This is a genomic window from Agrobacterium tumefaciens (assembly GCA_025559845.1).
Taxonomy (GTDB): Bacteria; Pseudomonadota; Alphaproteobacteria; order Rhizobiales; family Rhizobiaceae; genus Agrobacterium.
On record CP048469.1, the window covers coordinates 1,582,416 to 1,608,529 of the forward strand.

The 26,114-nt window shown below is 59.3% G+C and carries 24 protein-coding genes; 9 read left to right on the forward strand and 15 right to left on the reverse strand.

The features are described 5' to 3' along the window. Positions 1-50 precede the first annotated feature (50 nt). Positions 51-1,010: a nucleoside hydrolase gene (locus FY156_08050; GenBank protein UXS01432.1), complete on the reverse strand. Its 960-nt coding sequence runs from the start codon at positions 1,008-1,010 to the stop codon at positions 51-53. 198 nt (positions 1,011-1,208) lie between these two features. Between FY156_08050 and FY156_08055 the strand changes: the two genes are divergently transcribed. After that, a complete protein-coding gene (locus tag FY156_08055) occupies positions 1,209-2,012 on the forward strand; it encodes a TSUP family transporter (protein UXS01433.1) in 804 nt (267 codons plus the stop codon). 25 nt (positions 2,013-2,037) lie between these two features. Here the strand turns inward: FY156_08055 and FY156_08060 are convergent, their stop codons facing one another. The 8 genes from FY156_08060 to hemN all read right to left on the reverse strand — a co-directional run bounded on the left by FY156_08060 (position 2,038) and on the right by hemN (position 10,269). After that, on the reverse strand, positions 2,038-2,739 hold the full coding sequence (locus FY156_08060) for a hypothetical protein (GenBank protein ID UXS01434.1): 702 nt from the start codon (positions 2,737-2,739) through the stop codon (positions 2,038-2,040). A 269-nt stretch (positions 2,740-3,008) separates the two neighbouring features. After that, complete coding sequence (locus tag FY156_08065; protein ID UXS03078.1) at positions 3,009-3,941, reverse strand: lipid A biosynthesis lauroyl acyltransferase; 933 nt, start codon at positions 3,939-3,941, stop codon at positions 3,009-3,011. Between the two features lie 11 nt (positions 3,942-3,952). Then, positions 3,953-4,981, reverse strand: coding sequence for a zinc-binding dehydrogenase (locus FY156_08070; protein UXS01435.1), 1,029 nt, complete (start codon positions 4,979-4,981; stop codon positions 3,953-3,955). Positions 4,982-5,140: 159 nt separating this feature from the next. Next, positions 5,141-6,424: a beta-ketoacyl-ACP synthase gene (locus tag FY156_08075; GenBank protein ID UXS01436.1), complete on the reverse strand. Its 1,284-nt coding sequence runs from the start codon at positions 6,422-6,424 to the stop codon at positions 5,141-5,143. 13 nt (positions 6,425-6,437) lie between these two features. Continuing rightward, a complete protein-coding gene (locus FY156_08080; protein UXS03079.1) occupies positions 6,438-7,634 on the reverse strand; it encodes a beta-ketoacyl-ACP synthase in 1,197 nt (398 codons plus the stop codon). 180 nt (positions 7,635-7,814) lie between these two features. Further along, complete coding sequence (locus tag FY156_08085) at positions 7,815-8,294, reverse strand: beta-hydroxyacyl-ACP dehydratase (protein UXS01437.1); 480 nt, start codon at positions 8,292-8,294, stop codon at positions 7,815-7,817. Between the two features lie 226 nt (positions 8,295-8,520). Further along, positions 8,521-8,799, reverse strand: a complete 279-nt coding sequence (locus tag FY156_08090) for an acyl carrier protein (GenBank protein UXS01438.1) — start codon at positions 8,797-8,799, stop codon at positions 8,521-8,523. A gap of 120 nt (positions 8,800-8,919) precedes the next feature. Continuing rightward, positions 8,920-10,269, reverse strand: a complete 1,350-nt coding sequence (gene hemN, locus FY156_08095) for an oxygen-independent coproporphyrinogen III oxidase (protein ID UXS01439.1) — start codon at positions 10,267-10,269, stop codon at positions 8,920-8,922. A gap of 208 nt (positions 10,270-10,477) precedes the next feature. Here hemN and FY156_08100 point away from each other — a divergent pair, with 208 nt between their 5' ends. Next, a complete protein-coding gene (locus FY156_08100; protein ID UXS01440.1) occupies positions 10,478-11,203 on the forward strand; it encodes a Crp/Fnr family transcriptional regulator in 726 nt (241 codons plus the stop codon). A 363-nt stretch (positions 11,204-11,566) separates the two neighbouring features. Here the strand turns inward: FY156_08100 and FY156_08105 are convergent, their stop codons facing one another. Further along, a complete protein-coding gene (locus FY156_08105; protein ID UXS03080.1) occupies positions 11,567-11,974 on the reverse strand; it encodes a hypothetical protein in 408 nt (135 codons plus the stop codon). A 144-nt stretch (positions 11,975-12,118) separates the two neighbouring features. Between FY156_08105 and phaC the strand changes: the two genes are divergently transcribed. From phaC to FY156_08135, 6 genes are all read left to right on the forward strand, one after another. Then, positions 12,119-13,975: a class I poly(R)-hydroxyalkanoic acid synthase gene (gene phaC / locus FY156_08110; GenBank protein UXS01441.1), complete on the forward strand. Its 1,857-nt coding sequence runs from the start codon at positions 12,119-12,121 to the stop codon at positions 13,973-13,975. A gap of 56 nt (positions 13,976-14,031) precedes the next feature. Continuing rightward, on the forward strand, positions 14,032-14,751 hold the full coding sequence (sfsA, locus tag FY156_08115; GenBank protein UXS01442.1) for a DNA/RNA nuclease SfsA: 720 nt from the start codon (positions 14,032-14,034) through the stop codon (positions 14,749-14,751). A gap of 31 nt (positions 14,752-14,782) precedes the next feature. Next, a complete protein-coding gene (map, locus tag FY156_08120) occupies positions 14,783-15,622 on the forward strand; it encodes a type I methionyl aminopeptidase (GenBank protein ID UXS01443.1) in 840 nt (279 codons plus the stop codon). 15 nt (positions 15,623-15,637) lie between these two features. After that, positions 15,638-16,474: a JAB domain-containing protein gene (locus FY156_08125; GenBank protein UXS01444.1), complete on the forward strand. Its 837-nt coding sequence runs from the start codon at positions 15,638-15,640 to the stop codon at positions 16,472-16,474. 148 nt (positions 16,475-16,622) lie between these two features. After that, positions 16,623-17,045 (forward strand): pilus assembly protein, encoded by a 423-nt coding sequence (locus tag FY156_08130; GenBank protein UXS01445.1) that lies wholly within the window; start codon positions 16,623-16,625, stop codon positions 17,043-17,045. Between the two features lies 1 nt (position 17,046). Continuing rightward, positions 17,047-18,777: a hypothetical protein gene (locus FY156_08135; GenBank protein ID UXS01446.1), complete on the forward strand. Its 1,731-nt coding sequence runs from the start codon at positions 17,047-17,049 to the stop codon at positions 18,775-18,777. Between the two features lie 74 nt (positions 18,778-18,851). Here FY156_08135 and FY156_08140 read toward each other — a convergent pair whose 3' ends face one another. The 4 genes from FY156_08140 to rpiA all read right to left on the reverse strand — a co-directional run bounded on the left by FY156_08140 (position 18,852) and on the right by rpiA (position 23,279). Continuing rightward, entirely contained in the window at positions 18,852-20,228 is a 1,377-nt protein-coding gene (locus tag FY156_08140; GenBank protein ID UXS01447.1) for a 3-deoxy-7-phosphoheptulonate synthase class II, read from the reverse strand. Positions 20,229-20,465: 237 nt separating this feature from the next. Continuing rightward, positions 20,466-21,851, reverse strand: a complete 1,386-nt coding sequence (gene gor / locus FY156_08145; protein ID UXS01448.1) for a glutathione-disulfide reductase — start codon at positions 21,849-21,851, stop codon at positions 20,466-20,468. A gap of 146 nt (positions 21,852-21,997) precedes the next feature. After that, positions 21,998-22,567, reverse strand: a complete 570-nt coding sequence (locus FY156_08150) for a DUF2059 domain-containing protein (protein ID UXS01449.1) — start codon at positions 22,565-22,567, stop codon at positions 21,998-22,000. A gap of 16 nt (positions 22,568-22,583) precedes the next feature. Beyond that, on the reverse strand, positions 22,584-23,279 hold the full coding sequence (gene rpiA / locus FY156_08155; protein UXS01450.1) for a ribose-5-phosphate isomerase RpiA: 696 nt from the start codon (positions 23,277-23,279) through the stop codon (positions 22,584-22,586). Between the two features lie 176 nt (positions 23,280-23,455). On the opposite strand from rpiA, the gene FY156_08160 reads away from it, so the two are divergent. Then, a complete protein-coding gene (locus FY156_08160) occupies positions 23,456-24,145 on the forward strand; it encodes a phosphoglycolate phosphatase (protein ID UXS01451.1) in 690 nt (229 codons plus the stop codon). Positions 24,146-24,214: 69 nt separating this feature from the next. Here FY156_08160 and FY156_08165 read toward each other — a convergent pair whose 3' ends face one another. Then, positions 24,215-26,053 carry a murein L,D-transpeptidase gene (locus tag FY156_08165; GenBank protein UXS01452.1) on the reverse strand — a complete coding sequence of 613 codons (1,839 nt, stop codon included), beginning with the start codon at positions 26,051-26,053 and terminating at the stop codon, positions 24,215-24,217. Positions 26,054-26,114 lie beyond the last annotated feature (61 nt).

Here is a 26,114-nt window from a genome sequence, read left to right on the forward strand (position 1 = left end):
CCACGACACGCGAAATCGTCACGACGGACCTCAAACCGCCATTTACGGCATCAGCCGCGTTCACCGCGAACGATGACCGCCCTGATCAGATCCAGCACCCGCTCCGGCTCGATATCCGTGCAGATAAGCTGGCTTGGATGACCATCCCAATGGCCCGGCGGAAAACCACGGCCATCCGGCTTCTGAATCGTCTGACCATCGGCAATACCGCCGCAGACCACGCGGATCGGGCCGCTACGGGTCTGGAACAGCTCGGGCGCCACCAGATAGACGCAGGCGCAGCTATCATGCACCACCATGCCGTCGCCGGTGCGGGTCTTGTAGAAATCGATGTAGAACTGCGACAGATCCGACAGAAGCTGGACGGGCTTGCCGCCCTCCTTCGCCATCTCGTCGAGAAATGCGCTCGTCATGACCGTCTTGGTGGTCACGTCGAGACCAACGACGGTGACGCGCCAGGGCGCGGTGAAGACCAGATCGGCCGCTTCCGGGTCGCCGTGGATATTGGCTTCTGCGGCGGGCGAAACGTTGCCGTTCATGTCGAAGGCGCCGCCCATGATGATGACGTCTTTCACCAGTGCGGCGAAATCCGGCTCCTGACGCAGCGCAAGCGCAAGGTTCGTCATGCGGCCAACGGCAATCAGCGTCACTTCGCCCGGATTGGCCTTGACCGTGTCGATGATGAAATCATGCGCCGAACGCGGATCGAGCGGCAGGTCGATGGTCTCGGGAATATCGATGTCGCCAAGACCGTTCTCGCCGTGAATGAGGGTCGGCCAGTGACGCTCAGGACGGGCTGGATCGAAGGTGACGCCAGCACCCTTGGCGACAGGCGCTGTCATCTGCCATTCCTGCTTGAGGAACAGCGCATTGCGGGTGGTGATATCGATCGGAGCGTTGCCGAACACCGTCGTCACGCCGATAAGGTCGATATCGGGATGGCGGTGCAAAAACAGCAGCGCCATGGCATCGTCCACACCGGGGTCCGTATCGAAAATCACTTTATACATTGTCGTCCTGCTCCAAAATTCCGGCACTGCCGGAACTGACCGGCGGCACGCCACGCACCATAGCCATAAGCGCCGCCGCCGCAAGCCGGGGACGATCCGAATATCGAAGCGGATGACTTATAAAATCATTGCACCGGCATCGTTTAGGTGAAAGAAGAAGCCCACCTCCCCGCGTCCGTTTTCTCCCGGATTTTTTCAGTGCAAGACATCGCCCTCCACGTATTCCTGGTTCTCATTCTGGTTGCCGTTTTTGCCGGATTTATCGATTCCATCGCGGGTGGAGGCGGCCTCATCACCATTCCGGCCATGCTCATCATGGGCATTCCGCCGCTTGATGCACTGGGCACCAACAAGCTGCAATCGCAGTTCGGCTCGGCCTCTGCGACCATCGCTTACGCGCGCCGCGGCCACGTCAATCTGCGCAAGCAGTTGCCCATGGCATTCATGGCGATGCTGGGCGGCATGCTGGGGGCGCTGGCAGCGGCCTTCGTGCCCTCCGATATCCTGCGCGCCATCATGCCGTTTCTGCTGATCGCCATTGCCACCTATTTCGCCTTCAAGCCGCAACTGAGCGACATCGACAGCCACCAGCGCATGACGCCGTTCATCTTCGGCGCCGTTGTGGCCCCGCTGATCGGCTTTTATGACGGTGTTTTCGGGCCGGGCGCAGGCTCCTTCTACATGCTGGCCTTCGTGGCGCTCGCAGGCTTCGGCATGCTCAAGGCGACGGCGCACACCAAGCTTCTCAATCTCGGCTCTAATTTCGGCGGCTTCGTCGTGTTTGCGCTGGGTGGTGCAGTGCTGTGGAAACTCGGCCTCGCCATGGGCTTTGGTCAGTTCGTCGGCGCGCAGATCGGCTCACGTTTTGCCATGAAGAACGGCGCAAAGATCATCCGCCCGCTTCTGGTGATTTCGTGCGTCGCCATGGCGGCGAGGCTGATGATGGACAGCTCCAGCCCCTATTCGATCGGCGCTCTTCTGAACGCTCTGATTTCGGGATAAACGGCGTTTCCTTACGCCGTTACCATCACGCCATCGCGCGGCGTCTGCGATCGGCGATTTCGCGGATGACCACCATGGCGCCCACCAGCTTGTAGGCCGAGGAATAGCACGGCGACATCTCGAGCGACTTCACAACGGTATGGCCGTTGCTGTCTTCCGCGTAAGTGTATTTCGAAGCGTCGCCCTTGAAGCAGTTGTCGAGCTTCTCACGCAGATCGTTCTGGAAACGGTGAACCCCGACCAGCTCGGCAATATGGCAGCCGACCAGCCCCTCGGGCGCATTGCGCTGGAAGGTATCCAGACCATTGGCATAGGACACGCGATAACCGGGAGAGACGACGACAACGGGCTCTCCGAGATCGGACAGCATGTCCTCATCGAAAACGAGATGGCGGTGCTGCCATTCGAAACTGCCGATATCGGCGTCTTCGTCACCAACGGCCTTCGACTTGCGCGACAGGCCGACATAACGATCGACAAGCGTTCTCAGGATTTCGGAGTTGCGCTGGACGCAACCCAGGTCCTCGGCTTCATGGTTCAGAAGGTCGATGGCGAAACGGAACTGCTCGCGAATTTCTTCGGCGTTCTCCGTCTTGCTGCCGGCGATCTTGTCCAGAAGCTGTTCGAGCTCACGCTCCAGCACTGCGATCTTGTCGGCTTCGTTCTTGCCGACAGCAGATTGCAGTTCCGTGTAACGCAACCAGAACAGTTCAATCAAATCTTTCAACCCGACTCTCCCGGAACGAACAAATAGCCCGTTCTCAACCCGAACGCATATACCCTGTTCTCCCCGTTATATCGGCTGGTCGCTTAAAAATGCCGTAACGAGAAACGAGAACGCCATTCAGAATAGCAGCCAAAATATCACAGCCGCGAACGTTTTTTCAATTTCGATAATCTACGAGCAAAAAGTTAGGGCTGGAAGTCCGGTTGGCCGGACCAGAAATGCCTTTTGTCAAAAAAAACCGGCGCCTCGAAAGGCACCGGTCTTTTGTCTTATTCAGCTGGAATCTGGTGTTTGACGTTCCAGCGATCGTGGTACCAGAGCCATTGGCCGGGATGCTCCCGTACCCAGCTTTCAACCTTGTCGTTGAGCATCTGGGCCGTTGCCTGCACGTCGACATTGCCTTTGTCATCGCGCGGAATGTCGACCTTCGGTTCGATTTCCAGACGATAGCGGTTGTCGGGCAAGCGCACGCAGCGCGCCGGATAAACATCGCAGTTGAACTGGCGCACCAGCTTGGCAAGCAGCGGGTTGGTCCGCACCTCAAGATCGAAGAACCTGGTGGGCAGCCCCTTGCTGAACTTCTGGTCGACGAGAACGCCAACCCCGCCGCCTCTCTCGAGCTGGCGGGCCAGCGCAAAGGACGATCCGGCATGCGAAGGCACGAGATTGCCCATGCGTTCCTTGCGGAAGTTGAACACCTTGTCGGCCACGTAAGGATTGTTCGGCGGACGAAACAGCACCGTCACCTCAAGCCCGAATGCCGAACCGGCAACCGGCAGCAATTCGAAATTGCCGGTATGGGCGGTGAAAACGATGAACGGACGCGGATTGTCGCGCAGCTCGAGGAACGAGGGAATGCCGACGACCTCGATACGGCCGGGCTTGTCGTTCTGGGGATCGAAGTCGAAGAGACGGTCGAGGAACACATATTCGGCCGCAAGACGGCCCATATTGCCCCAGCTATCCATGGCAATTGCCAGGCGCTCTTCCTCGGTCTTCTCGGGGAAGGCCCGCGCCAGATTGTACAGTACAAGCCTGTGACGGCCGGTCTTCGGCCCCATCCAGCGGGCAAATCTGTCAGCGAAGCGAATTCCCGCATCGGCGGGAAAAAGCTTCAACATGTTCAAGAAACCAAACGCAAAGGTCGCGATCAACCATTGCCGGAAGTTATCCAGCTTCAGGACGATGCGCGTGAGAAACATTTTCACGGGCTTCAATCCATCCGCAGAACGATTTTCCCGAAGACCTGACGGGTTTCCATGCGCTCCAGCGCCCGATCGATATCATCGAAGGTCACTTCGGTGTCGATAACGGGGTGAACGATGCCGCGTGCCATCTTCTGCATGGCATTCGCCATGTTTTCCATGCGGCAACCGAAGGAGCCGAGCAGCTTCAACTGCTGCTGGAACAGCATCATCAGGTTGATATCGGTCGAAACACCCGAGGTCGAACCGCAAGTGACGAGACGTCCGCCGCGCTTCAGCGAGAACATGGAACCAGCCCAGGTGTCCTTGCCGACATGTTCGAAGACGACGTCGACGCCCTTCTTCTTCGTCAGCTTGCGCACGACGCCTTCAAAACGGTCCGTACGATAGTTTATGACGTGGTCGGCACCCAATGCCTTGGCGCGCTCGATCTTGTCGTCGGAACCAACGGTGGTGATAACGGTGCAGCCCATCTTCTTGGCAAGCTGGATGGCGGCCGTGCCGATGCCGGAACCGCCGGCGTGAACCAGGATCGTTTCACCCGGCTCGAGCTTGGCGTTGTCGAACAGCATGTGCTCGACCGTGCCGAAAGTCACAGGCGCCAGCGCAGCACCGATGGCGTCGACGCCGTGCGGTGCCGGAACGAGCTGGCGAGCCGGGATATTGATCTTTTCCTGCGCAAAGCCGTCCAGATGGAAGCCATGGACACCCTGAACGTGTTCGCACAGGTTGTCGCGGCCTTCGCGACAGGGCTTGCAGAGACCGCAGGTGCGCGCGCCGTAGATCGACACGAGCTGGCCGGGCAGAACATTCGACACGCCGGGGCCGATTGCCTCGACCACACCGGACGCCTCGGCGCCGATGGTGAGTGGCATCTTGCGCTTGGCGAACGCCATGCCGCGCCAGCCCCAGACGTCGATATGGTTCAGCGCGACAGCCTTGACGCGCAACGTCACTTCACCCGCAGCCGGTGCTTCCGGCTCGGGCAGTTCCACTTTTTCAAGCCTACGGTCATCGACGAGTTGCAGAGCGCGCATAATTTAAAGTCCTTCGCCTCGAGGCGTTATTTTTGTTTTTGATCCAGAGCGCCGCGCGTCCGGCAGGACGCGCAAGGGGCGCTCAATCTCTTTGAATGTCTGCATCGTCCTGGCCGAAAATCGTTTCCGATTTATGGCAACGATGCCTCGGGGAACCGATTAAGCCGGTTCCCGCGTCATGACAAGGCTCGCATTCTGCCCGCCAAACCCGAAGGAGTTGGACAGAACAGCACTAACCTCGGCGCCACGTTTTACGTTGGGCACCACATCCAGCACGATAGCCGGATCGGGATTGGTGTAGTTGATCGTCGGCGGCAAGGTGCCGGTCAACATGGTTTGCAGCGAAAACACCGCTTCAACCGCACCAGCCGCCGTCAGGGTGTGACCGATCATCGACTTGTTGGACGAGAGCGGAATATCCTTCAGTCCTTCGCCGAACACGGCAAGCATCGAACCATATTCCATCTTGTCGTTTTCAGGCGTCGATGTGCCATGGGCGTTGATGTAGCCGATATCGCTTTCGGCAACACCAGCGTCCGCAAGTGCGGCGCGGATTGTTGCGATAGCCGGGCCGCCATCCGGCGAGGACCGGGTGCGGTGGAAGCTGTCGGCCTTCTCGCCGGCGCCCTTGATGATGCCGAGAACCTTTGCGCCACGCGCAACGGCCGCTTCGAGCGACTCCAGCACCAGCGTTGCAGCGCCTTCGGCAATCACGAAACCATCGCGATCCTTGCTGAACGGCTTGGACGCCTTTTCCGGCGGATCGTTCTGCGTCGACAGCGCCGACAGCAGCGAAAAGCGGATCAGCGCTTCGGCACTGACCGAACCGTCGGTGGCAACCGTCAATGCACGGTCGGTGCGACCCTGACGGATCGCCTCGACGCCGAGCTGGATTGCCGTGGCGCCGGAAGCGCACGCAGTCGACAGCGTTACCGGGAGGCCACGCGTGCCGAAACGATCGGAAAGACGCTCGGAAATCGCGCCGAACAGCGCCGCTTCCTGAAATGCCGGGTCGGGACGCTGACGCAGCGCCGCCATGAAGCGATCATAGGCGTCGCCCGGCTTAGCAGCGGGTGGAGAACGGTCGCCCAGCTCAAAACGTGCGCTCCATTCCGGCTCGATCGGCGGTGCAGCAAGGAACAGCGGTCCCTCGAAGTCACCGGAGATACCGGCCTGCGCCAGCGCTTCGATGGTCGTTTCACGCGCGAACGCATAGGAGCGCTCGACGGAGTTGGGCACGGGAATGTCGATGAAATCGACGGTACCGCTGATGCGGGTCGAAAGCTTGTCGGTCGGGAAACGGGTAATCGCATGGATGCCCGATTTGCCCGAGGTCAAAGCCGCCCAGTTGTCCTGAAGGCCCTGCCCCAGCGACGTGATGATGCCCATGCCGGTAACGGCGACGAGCGGGCGACCGAGATGATCCTTGAAACTGGAAGTCATATCCTTCACTCCCTCAAACGTCGCGCGACAGCACGGCAACACCTTCGCCGCGCACATGACCAACCGTGGTGACAACCGCTTCATCAGCGGCCTGTGCCATCGGCTTTTCGGCATTGGCATCGAATGGCGGAACCTTGGCACCGCTTTCAAGCGTCAGCGCTGCGAGCGCCAGACCAAGCGGGAACTGTGCTTCGAGGCCATGACCGGTGACACCGCCAAAGCCGCGAATGGCAGCCTGCGGCAGAACTTTTTCCAGAACGTCCTTTTCCCGTAGGGTCACGGCGTCATAACCGCTGGCACCGGAGAACACGACCGTTGAGGCGCTGTCACTGGCAGGTGCCAGCATGCGCTCCAGACGTTTTTCCATACGCCCCTCGTCACGGCTGCCGCGATCGCCTTCAATCGCGTCGATGCGTGCATAGATGCGTGCGCCGCGCGCTTCGGCGCGCTTGCGTGATTCCAGCACCAGGAACGCGCCGAGCGAACCGATGACGATGCCGCCGCCTGCAGCCTCAGAACGAGACCAGAGCGGCTGCCAGTCGCCCTGCGCATGCGCGCCGATGGCTTCGAACAGCAGGATCATGTCAGGGCGTTCGGCCGAAAATGCGCCACCCACCAGGGCGTGCGTGGATTCGCCGGAGCGGATGCGATGGAACGCGGTCTCGACGGCGGAGATGCCGGCAGCCTCTTCACCCATGAAGGTACGCGACGAACCGGTGACCTTGTGAACGATGGAGATGTTACCGGCCATCAGGTTGGAAAGCTGCGCCAGGAACAGCGTCGGACGCAGTTCCGTCGTCAGCTTCTCGTTGAGCATGACTTCGCGGTCGTTGCGCTTCAGGCCTTCATCGACGATCTGCGTGTCGACATTGATGTCGCGCTCGCCGCCACCGGCCGCCACGATCATGTCCATCGTGCCGCAGGCTTCGGCGTCTTCCTTCAGGCCAGCATCATCAAGTGCCACGCCTGCGGCGTAAACGCCGAGACGCTGCCAGTTTTCCATCTGGCGCTGATCCTTGCGGCCGATCTGGGTAGACCAGTCGATTTCCGGCAGCGGATGGATCGGGTATGGCGAAAATTTTTCGGTTTCGACAATCGCTCCCGGCGCGGAACCGGCGGAGAGCAGTGCAATATGGGCGTCAACACCGACACCATGACAGGTCACGATACCGACCCCGGTAATCACCACATCATTGTCAGACTTCATAATCCGTCATCCTTTGTCGCTTTTCCGGAACATTGTGTCTCCGGGCCAGCCATAAAAAACGGCAGGAACGCCGCACTTGCCATGCGGAATAATGCCCACGATGCGGCTTTGCAATGGCGAAGGCTGCAAGACCTGCTCCAATGCATGACTTTTCATCGTTTAACGGCGGGCTTTTCGCAAAGATCAGGCAGAAGTATCGGCGGCAATCGCCGCCATCAGGCCAACTTCCTCGGCCCGCTTCTTGACGATCGGGCCAAGCGGAATTTCGCTGAACGGCATGGTGCGCAGCTTGAGTTGCGCATCGCAGACCTTCTTGCCGCCGGACGTGATCTTCGCCTTGGTCACGGCAAAGCCAGAACCGTCATGCTCCAGAACCGCCTCGATATCCAGCACGGCGCCCGGCTCCACGAAGGTGCGCATCTTGGCGCCATCGACCGTCATCAGGAACGGCATGGCGGCGAAATCGCTGAACGCCAGAACCAGCATGCCCGAAGCCTGCGCCATGGTCTCGATCAGAAGCACACCCGGCACCAATGGCATGCCTGGAAAGTGTCCTTCGAAAACTGGGCTTTGATCCGGGACAATGGACTGCGCCTTCAACGTGCGCGTCGCCATATCAACGGCTTCGACCTTGTCGATCATCTGGAAATATTCGAGCAGCATGTTTCGTCCATGAAGTTGGGTAGCAGCGGAAGGAAGGCTACACCGATGTATGCACGACGTCCCGACTTGCGTCATCCCGGAGTTGATCCGGGAGCCAGCCGCCGCGCGTCTGCGCGGCAGAAGAGCTCTTCGCGATCAAGGACCTGATCGCACTGGATTCCGGCTCAAGGCCGGAATGACGAATATTGAAAGCACGCCCGGCCCTAATTGCCGGGCACCCTCAAAATCAGCCCTTGGCTGCGCGCAGTTCGTCGATCTTGGCGCAGAGGTTCTTCAGCACGAAATACTCTTCCGTGGAAACCTTGCCCTCGTTGACTTCCTGCGTCCACTGCTCGAGCGGAATCTTGATGCCGAATTCCTTGTCGATCGCGAAAACGATGTCGAGGAAGTCGAGGCTGTCGATGCCCAGATCGTCGATCGTGTGGCTCTCCGGCGTAATGGTTTCGCGGTCGATTTCGCTGGTTTCAGCGATAATGTCGGCAACCTTGTCGAATGTAGCTGTCACGCCCATAATCCTTATTGTCGTTGTATAAAATAATCTTGTCTGACGCTCCACATAGGCAAGTCGCGTCAAAAAGCCAATGGTTTCGTGACCTGACATTCAAATTTGGCGGGAAACTGTTGCTTAAACAGCAACCGAATGGCGCCCGCGGCCATTGGAAAGATAGCTGTCGAAGGTTGCGGCAACTGTCCGGGCAAACGGCTTTCCGGCGTCGCTCAGGGCAAAAACGTCACCGTCGAGTGCCACAAGCCCATCCCTGTCGCCTGCGGCAAAAAGCTGCGCCTCGGCCATCACGGCATGGGCGGTCTTGCCGAAGGCACGCTTGAGCGCAGCCAGATCAAGACTGAAATCGCACATCAGGCGCTCGATGGCAAAAGCGCGCACGCGGTCGTCATCCGACAGCGCAATGCCCCTGATGGCACAAAGCCCACCCTCGCCCGCCATACGCTGATATTCCCCCGTTGCCACCATGTTCTGCACATAACCCTGCGGCAGCTTGCCGATCGATGACGCACCAAGCCCGATCAGCGCATCGGCCGTATCCGTCGTGTATCCCTGGAAATTCCGCCGTAACCCGCCATCGATCATGGCCTTCGCCAGTGTGTCGTCCGGCTTGGCAAAATGATCGATGCCGATTGCCTGATATCCCGCCGCGCCCAACATCCCGGCCGCAAGCGACATCTGCCGATAACGCTCCTCAATACCGGGCAGCGCATCCTCCGGGATCAGCGACTGGTGTTTCTTCATCCACGGCACATGCGCGTAACCGAAAAGCGCAATGCGATCAGGGTCGAGCGAGACGATCTGCTCGACCGTGCGTTTCAGCGTGTCGAGCGTCTGATAAGGCAGCCCATAAAGAATGTCGCAATTGACTGAATTGACACCGCGTGCCCGCACCGCCTGCACCACCGACCGCGTCTGATCGAAACTCTGGATGCGATTGATGGTCTTTTGCACCTTCTCATCAAAATCCTGCACACCCAGGCTGGCGCGTGTCATGCCGATCGCGGCCAGCGCGTCATACCGTGCATCGTCCAGATCATTGGGGTCCATCTCCACACTGATCTCCGGCTCGATACCGAAGGTAAAGTGCTCCTTCAGACACGCCATCAGACCTTTCATGTCTTGCGGCCTCAGCATGGTCGGCGAACCACCTCCAAAATGCACCGCGCTGACCACGGCATCGGGCGACACACGATCGCCGACAGCAGCAATCTCCCGTTTCAGTGCTTCGACATAGGCGGCAATCGGCTCGTATTTCAGCGTGTGCTTGGTGTGACAGGCGCAAAACCAGCACAGGCGATCGCAATAAGGAATGTGCAGATAGAGCGAAATCCGGTTCGTTCGATCCAGCGCGCCAAGCCACCCGGCGTAAACATCTGAATTGATTCCCTCATGGAAATGCGGGGCAGTCGGATAGCTCGTATAGCGCGGCACCGCGCCCGAATATTTCTTGAGGAGTTCGCCAGCCATGTCCAGTTTTGCCTTTTGTCAAGAAAATGTCGATTTCATTCCCCTGAGTAGCGGCTGCGACAGTTTGCAACTTTGACTTCAATCAAATAGCGACTTAAATTCCACGTGAATTCGTTGAGGGGCGGTGACGAGGATAAGCGGCCTGAAACGACGCGGTTTTGCCGGCATAGCTTGACGTTTGCGAAGCCCCCACTGGAATCATCGGCTCATGGATACGCTGCAGAAAACCATCCACAATTCGGACGTGCCCGTTGTCTGTCGGTCGTGTGAATCGCGCCACGGCGGCCTTTGCAGTGCGCTGACCCCGCAGCAGCTTTGCGAACTGAACCGACATTCCAGCCGCAAGAAACTGGACGCCGGAAACGAACTGCTTGGCCAGGGAGAACTGGTCACCTCTTACGGCAACATCCTGAACGGCGTCGTGAAGCTCTCGAAAATGCTGTCGGATGGGCGCCAGCAGATCGTCGGACTGCAATTCGCACCCGATTTCCTCGGCCGTCCCTTCATGGCGGAAAGCCGCATGACGGCGGAGGCCGCGACCGATGTGGAAATCTGCATGTTCCCGCGCCGCGTGCTGGACCGCATGGCAACGGAAGTGCCTGGCATGGAGCGCAAGCTGCACGATCAGGCGCTGAAAGAGCTGGATGAAGCGCGCGACTGGATGCTGACACTCGGCCGCAAGTCGGCCCAGGAAAAGGTTGCCAGCTTCCTTTACCTGATTGCCACGCACATAGACCCCGAAAACGACGACAAATCCTGTTTCGACCTGCCGTTGTCACGCGCCGATATTGCTGATTTCCTTGGGCTTACCATCGAAACCGTCAGCCGCCAGATGACCAAGCTGCGCAAGGATGGCATCATCCGCATCGAAAACAACCGCCACATTACGGTTCCCGATCTGCGCGCGCTGAACGAAGCCGCAGGCAACGACTGACGATACGGTTCAGGCAGCCCGGTCGACTGTCCTCACCGGCCATGCAGCGCATGCGTGCCGCCATAGATCAGCGGCGCACGTGCCTGTGCGGGATTGAGCGCAAAACCGGCAAGAACCAGCAGAGCGGCGATGCATTTCATGATACTTCACCCTGATTACCGCTTTTTCGGCGGCCTGTTTGTTATGGCCGCACCATAACCACCAAACCGCATCCATTCGCTTAAGAACTTGGGTAAGCGGATCGTTGAGCGACAGGGTAAAGAAGGTCTTGCGACGGCATAGCAATACGCCTGTCGACGTAGGACTTCAGCCACCGGACATCATACGTAACTCAGGCTGTCTCGAATAACAGGAGCGTCGATTTTACTGCGAGGCTGGTGTCGGAACCGGTTTTTGATTTTCGGCAATCGCACGCAGTTCGGCAACGCGGCGATTGTATTCGGCTTCCGAAATCTGGCCGTTGCGACGCGCCAGGCCGAGACGCGTCATGCTCGTCTCCATCTTGGCGGCTTCGTCATCGGTCATCTGGCTGCCTGCCGCCGTCATGGGCTGGCCAAAGGTCGGATAGGTGCCGGTATCGCGCTTCTGACTGACGGCATCGCTGTTGACAGGCTGCGGACCGACAATTTCAGCCGTCGGGCGGCGCATATGGGCGGGCGCAACAATCGGCTCAGGCGCCTTGCAGGCGGCAAGCATCACGCCGGAAAGGGACAGAAGCATGATTCTCCCCGTATATTTCCCGTACTTGCCCATCTGCTTGCCCATCCGTATGTTCCGCCTCTAGGGATATCTGCCGATACCGTATCCGACTGTGAGGGCGCTTGACCGCCTCACCCTTGCTGGTGGAACTTGTATTCGTTTTCATGCAGAATGTGCAAACACAAAGATAACAAAAATGTGCAGGAGGACGGGTGCATGGCAGGCGTTGATGGCATGGGCGGAGACAAGGACGAAAAAGCGTCCGGCTTCGATGCCAGATCCGCCGAAGCATATGTGATCCGCGACCCCCAGGAATTTGCGATGAATATCGCCCGGGCGCTGGAAAACCTGGGCAAGGCGGCGTCCGAATGGCTGGCTCCGCGCGAACGGGGTGACATTCCGCAAAACAGCGCAAGCCCGATGACCGATCTGGTCAAAACCCTCTCCGACGTTGCCGAATACTGGATGGCGGAGCCGAAGCGCTCTCTGGAAGCCCAGACCCACCTGCTCTCAAGCTATTACGATCTCTGGACGAAATCGGTCGCGCAGTTTTCCGGCGAGACACCGCCTGAGCCCGAAAAGGCCGAACCCGGCAAGACCGGCCGCCGCAACCGGCGCTTTGCCGACGAAGACTGGCACGCCAATCCGTTTTTCGATTTCCTGTTGAAGACCTATCAGACCACCGTCGCCTTTGCCGACAAGATGGTCAATGAAGCCGAAGGGCTTGACGATCACACCCGCGAAAAAGCCCTGTTTTACATGCGGCAGATGACCGATGCGATTTCACCCGCCAACTTCGTGTTCACCAACCCGCAGGTATTTCGCGAGACTGTGGCAACGAGCGGCGCCAATCTGGTCAAGGGCATGGCGCAACTGGCCGAAGATGTCGCCGCCGGCAATGGCCACCTGAAACTGCGCCAGACCGACTACAGCAAGTTCGTCATCGGCCAGAACATTGCCATAACCCCCGGCAAGGTCATTGCCCGCAGCGCTCTTTGCGAAATCATCCAGTACGTCCCCTCCACCGACAAAGCTCTCAAACGGCCACTCCTCATCATCCCGCCGTGGATCAACAAGTTCTATATCCTCGATCTCAACCCGCAGAAATCCTTCGTCAAATGGTGCCTTGAGCAAGGCCACAGCGTCTTCATGGTGTCGTGGATCAATCCGGATGCGCAACTCGCCGACAAGAGCTGGGAAGATTATATCCGCGAAGGAATAGGCTTTGCGCTGGATGCCGTCGAAACTGCGACCGGCGAAAGCGAGGTCAACACCGTCGGTTATTGTGTCGGCGGCACCCTGCTCTCCTCCGCACTGGCGCTCTACGCGCAGGAGGGTGACACCCGCATCCGTACCGCAACGCTTCTGGCGGCGCAGACGGATTTTACCCATGCCGGCGACCTCAAGGTGTTCATCGACGAAAACCAGCTTGCCGCACTCGACCAGCACATGAAGGCGGTCGGTTACCTCGACGGTTCGATCATGGCGACAGTCTTCAACATGCTGCGCGCCTCCGACCTGATCTGGCCCTATATGGTCGACAACTATCTGCGGGGCGCAGAGCCGCTGCCCTTCGACCTTCTGTACTGGAACTCCGATTCAACCCGGGTGACGGCAGCGAGCCATTCCTTCTACCTGCACAATTGCTATCTGAAGAACAATCTGGCCCGCGGCCTGATGAGCGTGGCTGGCAAGCGGATCAATCTCGGTGACGTGAAAATCCCGGTCTACGATCTGGCAACCCGCGAGGACCATATCGCGCCCGCCAAGTCGGTTTTCACCGGTGCATCCCTGTTCGGCGGCCCTGTGGATTTCGTGCTCGGTGCCTCCGGCCACATCGCCGGTGTCGTGAACCCGCCGGAGCTTGAGAAATATCAATACTGGACAGGGCCATCACCATCCGGAGACTTTGACGCCTGGCAGGCTGCGGCCACCGCGCACAAGGGCTCGTGGTGGGTGCACTGGCAAAGCTGGATCGAAGACCACGACAACACAAGGGTCAAGGCAAGACCGCCCGGCGCCGATGACAGGCCGGTGCTCGCCGATGCGCCCGGCACCTATGTTCTGGCATGAACAGGCAGCATGCCGGAGCGCTTGCCATCCCTCACGTCGCGGTCCAATAAGTCGTCATGCAATTTTCCCCGCCCCTTACACCCGCCACCCTCGTTGCCCGGTACAAACGGTTTCTCTTCGATGCCATTCTCGAAGACGGAACCGCGATTACCGGCTCCTGCCCCAATACCGGTTCGATGCGCGGCCTGACGACACCAGGATCGCGGATCTGGCTTTCCGAACACGACAGCCCGACCCGCAAGTACCGCCACATGCTGGAAATGGTGGAAGCCGACGGTACCGTGGTCGGCATCAACACCGGCATGCCGAACAAGCTGGCGGAAGAAGCAATCCTCAACGGTCGCATCGAACCGCTCACCGGTTATGCGACACTCAGACGCGAGCAGAAATACGGGCGCAATTCCCGCATCGATTTCCTGCTCTCGGGCCCCGGACGGCCCGACGCCTATGTCGAGGTCAAGAACGTGCACTTCATGCGCGAGCCGGGTCTGGCGGAATTTCCGGATACTGCGACCAAGCGCGGCGCAAAACATCTGGAAGAGCTGGGTGACGCGAAAGAAGCCGGTCACCGCGCGGTGATGCTCTATCTCATCCAGCGCGGCGATTGCGACCGGATGCGCATCTGCGAGGATCTGGACCCGGTCTATGCTCTGGCCTTCCGCCGCGCCATGCAGCGTGGTGTCGAGGCATATGCGGTCAAATGTGACGTTTCTCCGGCACAAATTGCAGTCAGCGCGGCGGTTAAGATGGACGAAGGCCACCTCGCTGTTTTATGAACGGAGATAAGAAAGAACAGAAAGCACTATCATGGTCACCTATATCGATGCAGCCTCTGCTCCCCTGAAGAATACCGGCGTCATCCGCCTCTATAACGCGGAAGACTTTGCCGGCATGCGCAAGGCGTGCCAGTTGACGGCGCGCTGCCTCGACGAGCTTGCGGCAATCGTCAAGCCCGGCGTGACGACCGATACCATAGACCGTTTCGTTTTCGAGTTCGGTGCCGATCACGGCGCCTTGCCGGCAACGCTGAACTATCGCGGTTATACCAAATCGGTCTGCACCTCGATCAACCATGTGGTCTGCCACGGCATACCGGATAACAAGCCGCTGCGTGAGGGCGATATCGTCAACATCGACGTGACCTATGTGGTGGATGGCTGGCACGGCGATTCGAGCCGCATGTATCCGGTCGGCCAGATCAAGCGCGCTGCAGAGCGCCTGCTGGAAGTGACCTATGAGTGCCTGATGCTCGGCATCGCCGCTGTGAAGCCCGGCGTCCGCACCGGCGCCATCGGCGCTGCCATTCAGGCCTATGCGGAAGCGGAACGTTGCTCCGTGGTCACGGATTTCTGCGGCCACGGCGTTGGCCGCCTGTTCCACGATACGCCGAACATTCTCCACTACGGCAAGGAAAGCGAAGGCCCGGAAATCCGCGAGGGCATGATCTTCACCATCGAGCCGATGATCAACCTCGGCAAACCGCATGTGAAGGTGCTGTCGGACGGCTGGACGGCGGTAACGCGCGACCGTTCGCTGTCGGCGCAGTACGAACATGCCGTTGGCGTCACCGCAACCGGCTGCGAAATCTTCACGCTGTCGCCCGGCGGCTTCGACCGTCCCGGCCTGCCGCCCCTTCCCAAAGCTTGAGGCAACGACCGCTCGATGGCCAAACGCCCCGCCCCGCCTTCTGCCGATCTATTGACGACATCAGGCTCCGGGGCGGGCCAAAGCGGCCTTTTCGGGCAGGATGACGAACGTCATTTTTTCGCCGATCCACAACTGGCAGCCAGGAAGACGGCATCAACTGCGCCGAAACGGGAACCGGATGCGGCCCATTATCACGGCCATCGCGACCGATTGCGCACCCGCTACCGCGACGGCGGCGACGCCGCCCTGGCCGATTACGAACTGCTGGAACTGCTGCTGTTCCGGTTGATCCCCCGCAAGGACACCAAACCCATTGCCAAGGCGTTGATTGCCCGGTTTGGAACGCTGGGCGGCGTTTTCGGCGCACCGCCAACCTTGTTGCAGGAGGTCGATGGTGTCGGCGAAGCCGTCGCACTCGATCTCAAGCTCATCGGCTCCGTTTCGCAGCGCATGCTGAAAAGCGAAATCCGCAACAAGCAGGTTCTGGGCTCCTGGTCGTCCGTCATCGACTATTGCCATGCGGCGATGGCCTATGAATCGCGCGAACAGTTCCGCATTCTGTTTCTGGACAAAAGAAACGTCCTGATTGCCGATGAGATTCAGGGCCACGGCACGGTGGATCACACGCCGGTTTATCCGCGCGAGGTGGTGCGACGGGCGCTTGAACTGTCATCTACAGCCTTGATTTTAGTGCATAATCACCCGAGTGGAGACCCCACCCCTTCCCGCGCCGACATCGAGATGACGAAGACCATCATTGACACGGCCAAGCCTCTCGGCATCGCCGTTCACGACCACATCATCATCGGCCGGGATGGCCATGTCAGTTTCAAAGGCCTGCGCCTGATCTGACGATCTTTACTTGCACCCAGCGGGAATTTTACTTGCGCTGCAACCTTTAAGCGTCGGCGCAAGGGAAAATTAACGTCTGCAAATTAGCATTTCCGAAAATAATAATATCCGGCATTCAAGAATAGCGCCAATAAAGCGGGAGTGTGCTATGCGTAAGGGGGTACGTTTATTCCGTGATCGGTCCGGCTCGTCGGCTGTCGAGTTCGCGATTGTCGCACCGATTTTCTTTCTCGTTCTGCTGACCATGATTGCCTACGGCATCTATCTGATGGCTGCCTATTCGGTTCAGCAGGTTGCAGCTGATGCCGCACGTACGGCCGTTGCCGGGCTGAACACCGCCGAGCGACAGAAGCTCGCCCGTGATTTCGTTGCCCAGAGCAACCTCAACTACGCCTTCATGAACAAGAACCATTTCACCATCAGCGTCGATGGCGACCCCAGCAATGCCAACCAGTTCACGGTGAAGGTCGAGTACGACGCCCGCGACCTGCCCATCTGGAGCCTCTACAGCTACACGCTGCCGGAACCGGTGATCCGGCGTTTCTCCACGATCCGGATCGGGGGAGTCTGACATGCAACATGCATCTTCGCTCCTCACCCGTCTGTTTCGGGACCGTTCCGGCAACATCGCCATCACTGCCGGCCTGACGGCGCCGCTGTTCATCGGCATTCTCGCGCTTGGCGTCGATTACGGTTACCTCACCCTGCAGAAACGGCAATTGCAGCAGACGGCTGACCTGGCCGCCATCTCCGCCGCCGGAACCACCAATCCCGAACAGGCCGTCCAGCAATACTTCCAGCTCAATGGCATGGACCTTGGCGTCAAGACCGCTCAGGGCCTGCTGACGGAAAATGGCGTCGTCCCCTTCGACCCGCTGAAAGCCTTTGCCACCCGCAACGGTTACGCCGAAGTGGTGAAGGGTCACTATGAACCGGATGCAAGCCTCGCCGTCGGCAAGCGCTTCGTCGAAAATGCCCTGCCGACCAACGCGGTGAAGGTCAATATCGTCGAAAAAGGCCAGATATTCTTCGCATCCGCCTTCACCACGCCACCGACAGTTTCGGCGGTTGGAACGGCATCGTCGCAAAGAATTGCCGCCTTTTCCGTTGGCTCGCGCCTGGCAAGCCTGAATGACGGTCTGTTGAACAGCCTGCTTGGCGGCCTGCTCGGCACCACCGTCTCGCTGAAACTGATGGACTACAAGGCGCTGGTCGATGCCGACGTCAACGCGCTTCACGTCATCGACGCACTGGCGCTCGACCTTGGCCTGACGGCAGGAACCTACAAGAATGTGCTGAAGACCGAAATCACCTACGGCAAGTTCCTGAACGTGCTGACCAAGACTACCGGCATTCAGCCAACTGTCGCCACCGTTTTGAAAACGCTCGAAAAAGCGGCGAACAAGACCAACGTCAAATTGCGCCTGGAGGAAATCCTCAATCTCGGGCCATTGAGCGAACAGCTCATCGGAACCGGCGAGAACCTGAAGGTAACGGCAGGCGTCTTCGATCTGATCAACGCCGCAGCCGTCGCCGGCAATGGCGGCAACCAGATTGCGCTCGATGCCGGTGCGGTCGTTCCGGGCCTGGCCTCGGTCAAGATCACGCTGGCGATCGGCGAACCGCCGGTTGAAACACCGCCCATGGCGGTTGGCGGTGTCGGCACGGTTGTTCGCACGGCCCAGACCCGCCTGTCGGTCAATGTCACCGTGGATGGACTTCAGGCAATTGCCGGCCTGAAGATCAATCTGCCGCTTTACGTGGAAGTCGCCAATGCCGAGGCGCGGCTGGCGGATCTGCGCTGCACCGGCGGCGGTCAGGGCACGGTCGATGTCGAGGTCGTTCCCGGTGTCGCCGAAATCGCTGTGGGCAACGTCGATACCAGCGCCTTCAACAACTTTGGCAAGGACCCACGCGTAACCAAGGCAGCCCTGATCGATTCCGCCCTGCTCAGCGTCAATGGCATGGCCCATATCAATGCCGGCAACATGACCAAGACCAAGCTGACCTTCCAGCAGACGGATATCACCCAGGCGAAGATCAAGAGCGTCTCTACCAAAAACACCGTGACCTCTCTGGTCAGTTCACTGCTGACGAACCTCGATCTCGACATCAAGATCCTGTTCCTCAGCCTTGGTACCCCGACGCTGATCCAGCAGGCGCTTGCCAACACGCTGTCGCTGGTAACAGCCCCGGTGGATGCCCTGCTCTACAACACGCTGCTGGTGCTGGGGGTCAAGATTGGCGAAGCCGATGTCCGTGTCACCGATGTTCGCTGCATGCAGCCCGCGCTGGTGCAATAACCCCTCCTCCGCCGCCGAACAAAAAAGCCGCCGGATCATCTCCGGCGGCTTTTTTTATTCGATCTTGTCGGCGATCAGAAGTTGGCGATAGCCAGACGCTTCTCGTCGCGGCCGCTCTTCATGCGCTCCGACAGCAGGAACGCCAGTTCCAGAGCCTGATCGGCGTTGAGGCGCGGGTCGCAATGGGTGTGGTAACGATCCGACAGCGAGTCGGCCGTAACCGCGCGTGCACCGCCGGTGCATTCGGTCACGTCCTTGCCGGTCATCTCGATGTGGATGCCGCCCGGATGGGTGCCTTCCGCACGATGGATCTGGAAGAAGCTCTCGACCTCCGACAGGATGCGCTCGAAAGGACGCGTCTTGTAGTGATTGAGCGTGATCGTGTTGCCGTGCATCGGGTCGCAGGACCAGACAACCTTCTTGCCTTCCTTCTCGACAGCGCGAATGAGCTTCGGCAGGTTTTCGGCAACCTTGTCGTGGCCGAAACGGCAGATCAACGTCAGGCGACCGGCTTCGTTCGTAGGGTTCAGCGCATCGATCAGCTCAATCAGGTTGTCGGGCTGCAGGGACGGGCCGCACTTCAGACCGATCGGGTTCTTGATGCCGCGGAAATATTCGACATGCGCGTGATCGAGCTGGCGCGTACGGTCGCCGATCCACAGCATGTGGCCTGACGTGGCGTACCAGTCGCCGGAGGTGGAATCGATACGCGTCAGCGCCTCTTCGTAACCGAGAAGCAGCGCTTCATGGCTAGTGAAGAAATCCGTCTCGCGCAGGCTCGGATTGTTTTCAGCCGAGATACCGATGGCCTTCATGAAGTCCATGGTTTCGGAGATACGGTCCGCCAGCTTGCGGTAACGGTCTGCCTGCGGGCTGTCCTTGATGAAACCGAGCATCCACTGATGCACGTTTTCGAGGTTGGCGTAGCCACCCATCGCGAAAGCGCGCAACAGGTTCAGCGTCGCTGCCGACTGGCGGTACGCGTCGAGCTGGCGCTCAGGGTTCGGAATGCGCGAACCTTCATTGAATTCGATGCCGTTGATGATGTCACCACGGTAGGACGGCAACTCGACGCCGTTCTGCGATTCAATGTTGGAAGAACGCGGCTTGGCGAACTGACCGGCAATACGGCCAACCTTGACGACAGGAAGCTGCGCGCCATAGGTCAGAACAACGGCCATCTGCAGGAACGCACGGAAGAAGTCGCGGATGTTGTCAGCGCCATGTTCCAGGAAGCTTTCAGCGCAGTCACCGCCCTGCAACAGGAACGCATTGCCTTCTGCAACGTTGGCGAGCTGCTTTTTCAGGCGACGTGCTTCACCGGCAAAAACCAGCGGAGGATAGCTTGCAAGCTGGGCTTCCGTAGCAGCCAGAGCTGCTGCGTCAGGATATTCAGGAACCTGCTGGATCGGCTTGTGTCTCCAGCTACCGGGGGTCCAATTCTGTGCCATTGTTCTTCACCTGGTTTTCACGTCCGCTCCATCCCGGGCGGCGATCTCGAAAGTTGCGCGGCTTATATCTCCAAGGATCGGCTTTGCATAGCCGATCCTTCCGTGCCCCCTGGGTTTCGGGGCGTTTTGGGCCTTCAAAGAGCAGAAAAACAAATCTAAACGATTTAAATTTCTGACCGGACTAGAAGGCGCGGGGCGCAAGGCCTGAACGCAGATGATATCACGCTTGCGCGCTGACTACACGCGCTCGCCGTTGAAGACGCGATAGCTCGGCGAATACATCGTGACAAGCTCTTCCGCAGCCGTCGGATGAACGGCCATCGTGCGGTCGAAATCGTCCTTCGTGCAGCCGGCCTTCAATGTAATGCCGAGAAGCTGCGCCATCTCGCCAGCCTCATGGCCAAGGATATGCGCGCCGACAACCTTACGGTCCGCCGCATTGACGATCAGCTTCATGATCGTCTTTTCCGTGCGGCCGGAAAGCGTCGCCTTCATCGGCCTGAACTGGGCGCGGTAGACTTCAAGTTCAGGATATTTCGCACCGGCCTCTTCTTCGGACAGACCAACCGTGCCGATTTCCGGCTGCGAGAACACCGCCGTCGCGATCAGTTCATGATCGGGCTTGGTCGGGTTGTTCTTGTATTCGGTCTCGATGAAGCACATGGCCTCGTGGATCGCCACCGGCGTCAGTTGCACCCGGTCGGTGACATCGCCCAGCGCGAAGATGCTCGGCACATTGGTACGCGAATAATCGTCGACGATGATCGCACCGCGCGCATCGAGCTTCACACCGGCATTCTCAAGGCCAAGGCCCTTGGTGTTCGGATCGCGGCCAAGCGCCAGCATGACCGTGTCGACCGCGAGCGTGCCGTTGTTCTTGGTGCGGGCGTTAAGACCGCCCTCGCCCTTCGTCACCTCTTCGATGACGTCGGTGAGCAGGATCTTGATGCCTTTGGCTTCCATGGCTTCGTGCAGACCACGGCGCATGTCGTGGTCGAAACGCGACAGGATTTCCTTGCCGCGATAGATCAGCGTCGTCTCGACACCGAGACCATGGAAAATATTCGCGAATTCGACGGCAATGTAGCCACCGCCGGCAATCAGGATCGATTTCGGCAGCTCTTCCAGATGGAACGCCTCATTGGACGAGATCGTCAGTTCATGACCCGGCAGCGCCTTGTGCTCGTTCGGCGTGCCGCCGACGGCAATGACGATACGCTCGGCCGTGAAGGTCTGACCGGTCTTCACCAGCTTGACGGTATTCGCGTCGACCAGTTCGGCACGGCTGTCAAAAATATCCGCCTTGGCGTTGTCCAGTCCCTTGCGGTACAGGCCCTCAAGGCGGGTGATTTCCTTGTCCTTCGCCTCGATCAGCTTCTTCCAGTCGAAGCTGCTCTTGCCGACAGTCCAGCCAAAGCCTTCCGCATCCTCGAAATGTTCCGGGAACTGCGAGGCATAGACAAACAGCTTCTTCGGCACGCAGCCGCGAATGACGCAGGTTCCGCCGTACCGGTATTCCTCGGCGATTGCGACGCGCTTGCCGAGAGAGGCAGCCACGCGGGCGCTGCGCACACCGCCGGAACCGCCACCGATGACGAAAAGGTCATAGTCATAAGCTGTCATAGTCAAAACCCCTGCTCAAAATCACTGGCCGACCACCTGAAGATGGCAGCGGCGCATTCGTGGCACATATAGGTGCTGCGACGCACAAATGAAAAGCCCGGTCTTGCGACCGGGCTTTGAAAATTTCTGAACGAAACGTCAGCCGATTATGGCTTCGGTGCAGCCGGTGCGCCGCCCGTTGCGTTCTGGTCTGCCGGAAGCGGAGCCAGATCGGCGCCGGCAACCTTCTGCAGTTCAGCCATGCTGGACGTGTTGAGGTCGCGGTTGATGCCTGCAGCCCAGATGTCGGCAGCCTTCATCAGTTCGCGTGTAGCGATCGGGCCATCCTTCAGGAGCTTCTTGCCGGCTTCGCTGCCGTAGAATGCAGAAATGGCCTTCAGTTCGTCGATGGTGAAGGCGCGCGCATAGGTCAGCGCAGCTTCACGCTCGAGGTCTGCACGGCGCGGTGCAAGCTCGAGAGCCTTCGCATCGACGGTCGCGCTGATGGCATCCTGCACGTTCGGCGAAGCCTGGATGAGCTCGCCCTTCAGGCGCTCTGCCAGGCCCGGAAGGATGGCGTCGAAACGATCGGTAACGCCGAGAGAGGCGATTGCCTGCCGTGCGGCAGCGACATGCTCTTCCGAAATTTCCTGAGCCCGTACGGCCGTGCCGAATACGATGCCGGAAATGAGGATCGAAGCAGCGGCAGCTTTGCCCAGTCCCGCTAGTTTGACCATGAAAATCTCGCTCCTGTTATACTGCCTGCATCACGCGGGCGCCGTCCGGGCCTGCAATGATGGCAAGCGATGCCAAATTTATGAAAAGTCCGTGCTCGACGACACCGGGAATCGTGTTCAGCTCGCGTGCAAGCGCTTCTGCATCAGGAATACGGCCAAAAGATGCGTCGAAAATAAGGTGTCCGCCGTCCGTGGTGAAAGCGCTGTCTCCCATGGTGCGGGTGGTCAATTCACCGGTCAGACCGAGACGCGATGCCAGTTTTTCAATGGCGATGCGTGTCGAAACCTGCCCGAAGGGATTGACCTCGATGGGCAGCGGAAAAGCGCCCAGCGTCTCCACGACCTTGGTCTGGTCGGCAATGACGATCACGCGCTCGGAAGCCGCAGCCACGATCTTTTCGCGCAAAAGTGCGCCGCCGCCGCCCTTGACCAGCCGCAGGGCATGGTCAACTTCGTCTGCGCCATCAATGGTCAGATCGAGTTCCGGCAACTCGTCGAGAGATTTGAGCGGCACGCCGAGTTCGACGCAGAGCCGCGCAGTTCTTTCAGAGGTCGGTACGCCCTGCACTTTCAGGCCGCCCGCAACCTTTTCAGCCAGAAGTCGCACGAATTCCTCAGCCGTCGAACCCGTACCGATACCGAGGCGCATGCCGTCTTCCACATAGGACAACGCGGCCTCGGCGGCCTTGATCTTCATCTGGCGGGCATCCATGTGCCTGAAACTCCGGTCTCTTGATCGTCGCCGTGCTGTTTACACGGGTCGCAGGCCAAACGAAAGCCTTTTTGCGCAGAAGAAACAGAACACTTGCCCGCGATTGCAAAGACGACGGGGATTGCCTACGGTTTGCAGCAACACCACACCAGCACGACACCGAAAGAGGCGATCTCTTGACTTCCCCGCTTGCCATCTTCGATCTCGACGGCACATTGGTTGACACTGCAACCGACCTCGTCTCGAGCCTGAACTACACCATTGCCGCCGCAGGCCTTGCCCCTGTGACCTATAACGACCTCACCCATCTTGTCGGCCAGGGTGCGCGCGTCATGATCAAGCGCGCCTTTGCGCTGCGTGAAACGCCGCTGTCGGAAGACGAGGTCGAGCCGCTCTACGAGCGTTTCATCGCCCATTACAAACATGAAATGCCTGGCGAAAGCCGCCCCTATCCCGGCATCGTCGAAACGCTGGAAAGCCTTGCCGCAGCGGGCATCACACTTGCCGTCTGCACCAACAAGACCGAAGTTCTGGCGCTTCCGCTGCTCGAAAAGCTCGACCTGACGAAATATTTCGCGGCGATTACCTGCGGCGATACCTTCGAATACCGCAAACCAGATCCACGCCATATTCTCGGAACCATCGCGAAGGCCGGCGGCGATCCGCTGCGCTCCGTCATGGTGGGTGACAGCATCAACGATATTCTGGCGGCCAGAAACGCCGAAGTGCCGTCGATTGGCGTCACCTTCGGATACACGGATGTGCCGATGTCGGAACTCGACCCGACCGTCATCATCGATGACTACAAGACGCTGACACCGGCCCTGTTTAACAAGCTTATTGCCGGCCGCGTCGCCGCAGCCTGACCATCGGCTGCACCACAAACGAAAAAAGCGCCGTCTCCGGCGCTTTTTTTATGTCTTGTCAGATCGATATCAGACCGAAGAGCCACGAGCCTTCGTGGTGATGGCAAACGCCTTCTGCACGTAGCTGTCGCGATCGTAGACGTCGTTGAAATATTCGATCTTGCCGTCCTTGTTCGGCCATGCCGTGAAATAGGACACGTAGACCGGGATCTTCTGCGGCACCTGAACGGCGCGGTTCTTGCCGGAAGCGATCTGCTCGCCGACCTTATCGACACTGGTGCCGAGAACGGCCGCAGCCATGCGGCGCGGATCGACCAGACGAATACAGCCGTGGCTGAGAGCGCGCATGTCACGGTTGAAGAAGCTCTTGGCCGGCGTGTCGTGCATGTAGATCGCATGCGCGTTCGGGAAGAGGATTTTCAGATCGCCCAGCGCGTTGTCACTGCTCGGTGGCTGACGCACGGAAATGGCGTTCGTGGAGCCGTACCAGTTGACACTGCTGGAAGACACGGCCCGGCCACCGACCTGGACCTCGTAACCCAGACGGTCGAGATAGGACGGGTCGCGGCGCAGTTTCGGCAGCATTTCATTGACGATGATCGACTGCGGAACGCCCCAGTAGGGGTTGAATTCCACCGTCTGGATTTCATCCTGGAAGAAATAGGTCTGGTTGGCCTTGGAGCCGACGACCACCTTCATGCCGAACTCTTCCTGGCCACCGTTATGGTAGTAGGCCATGAAGGCAGGCTGGTTGATGAAGACGTAACGCTGGCCGAGGTCAGCCGGAAGCCAGCGAACCTGCTCCATTGCCACTTCAACCTTGGCAATGCGCGCATCGTTGGTTTCGCCAACCATGGCACGAACCGTCGCCGGACCGATGACGCCATCGGCCTTGAGACCCTGCGCGCTCTGGAATGCCTTCACCAGATCGACCAGTTCCGGCGAATAGTCCGTCGTCTGCTGGTAACCGGAGATAACGGCCGCATGCTCGGTCTTGAACGACGCCGAAGCCCGGTGTTCAATGGCCTTGACCACATTCGCCAGTTCAGCGCTGCTGTTGCCTGGCTTGAGGACCAGATCGGCAGGAACGGAAACGACATGCGCCGGATCGGTCTCGGCGCGCAGCGTCGCAAGTTCGGCCTTCAGCGCCTGATATTCGGCACTCGACGGCTCGCGGCTGCGCAGATAGGCGCCAACATCGGGGCTGAGCGAAGCAAGCTTCAGCACCGGTGCAAGGTTGACAGTCTTGCGCTTGAAATCGTGATAGCCCGACAGCCGGTTCGGATCGACGCGGCCACGATTGGTATCCTGCACGTAAGCAAGAACCTTCGCGGACAATGTCAGCTCAAACTGCATCAGGGCGCGCTGATAGGCGTCCGACGCCGATGTGGAAGCGTCAGCCTGCTGTGCGGCGGCAGTGTCGCTAATGCTGGCAGTGACGTCCTTTGCCGGTGCGGAGACGGAATAGTCGGCCGGATCAAGGCCGCTGGCACCGACGGTCTCAAGGAATGCCATTGCCGCATTGGCGCGATCAGTCAACGCACCTTCTGAGACCCAGAGCTGCTTGCCGCCGGCGCCATAATAGGCTTCCAGCGCCTTGGCGATCTCGGGCGTGGCGCTGAACTTGACGCCTGCCAGACCATCCGCAAACTTGCTGGTATCGACAGCACGCGTCGCATCGGCCTTGTAGGTGTAATAACGCGGACCGGAAACGCGCGGCAGAGGCTCAGGATCGGAAGCATCGGCGCTGAGAGATCCGGACGAAGGAGACGTGACGATGCCCGCAGGTGGCATCTCGCCGCGATCACGCGCAACCTTGCCCGGACCACCGCGCAGCAGATCCATCAACGTGATTGCGTCCGCAGTGCCAGGCAGGGCCGTGGAGAAGGAAAGACCGAGAGCCAGCATTACTGCTGCTGATGTTTTTCCAGATGTGACTTGCAATTTGATCCTCGTAGCACCCGGCATG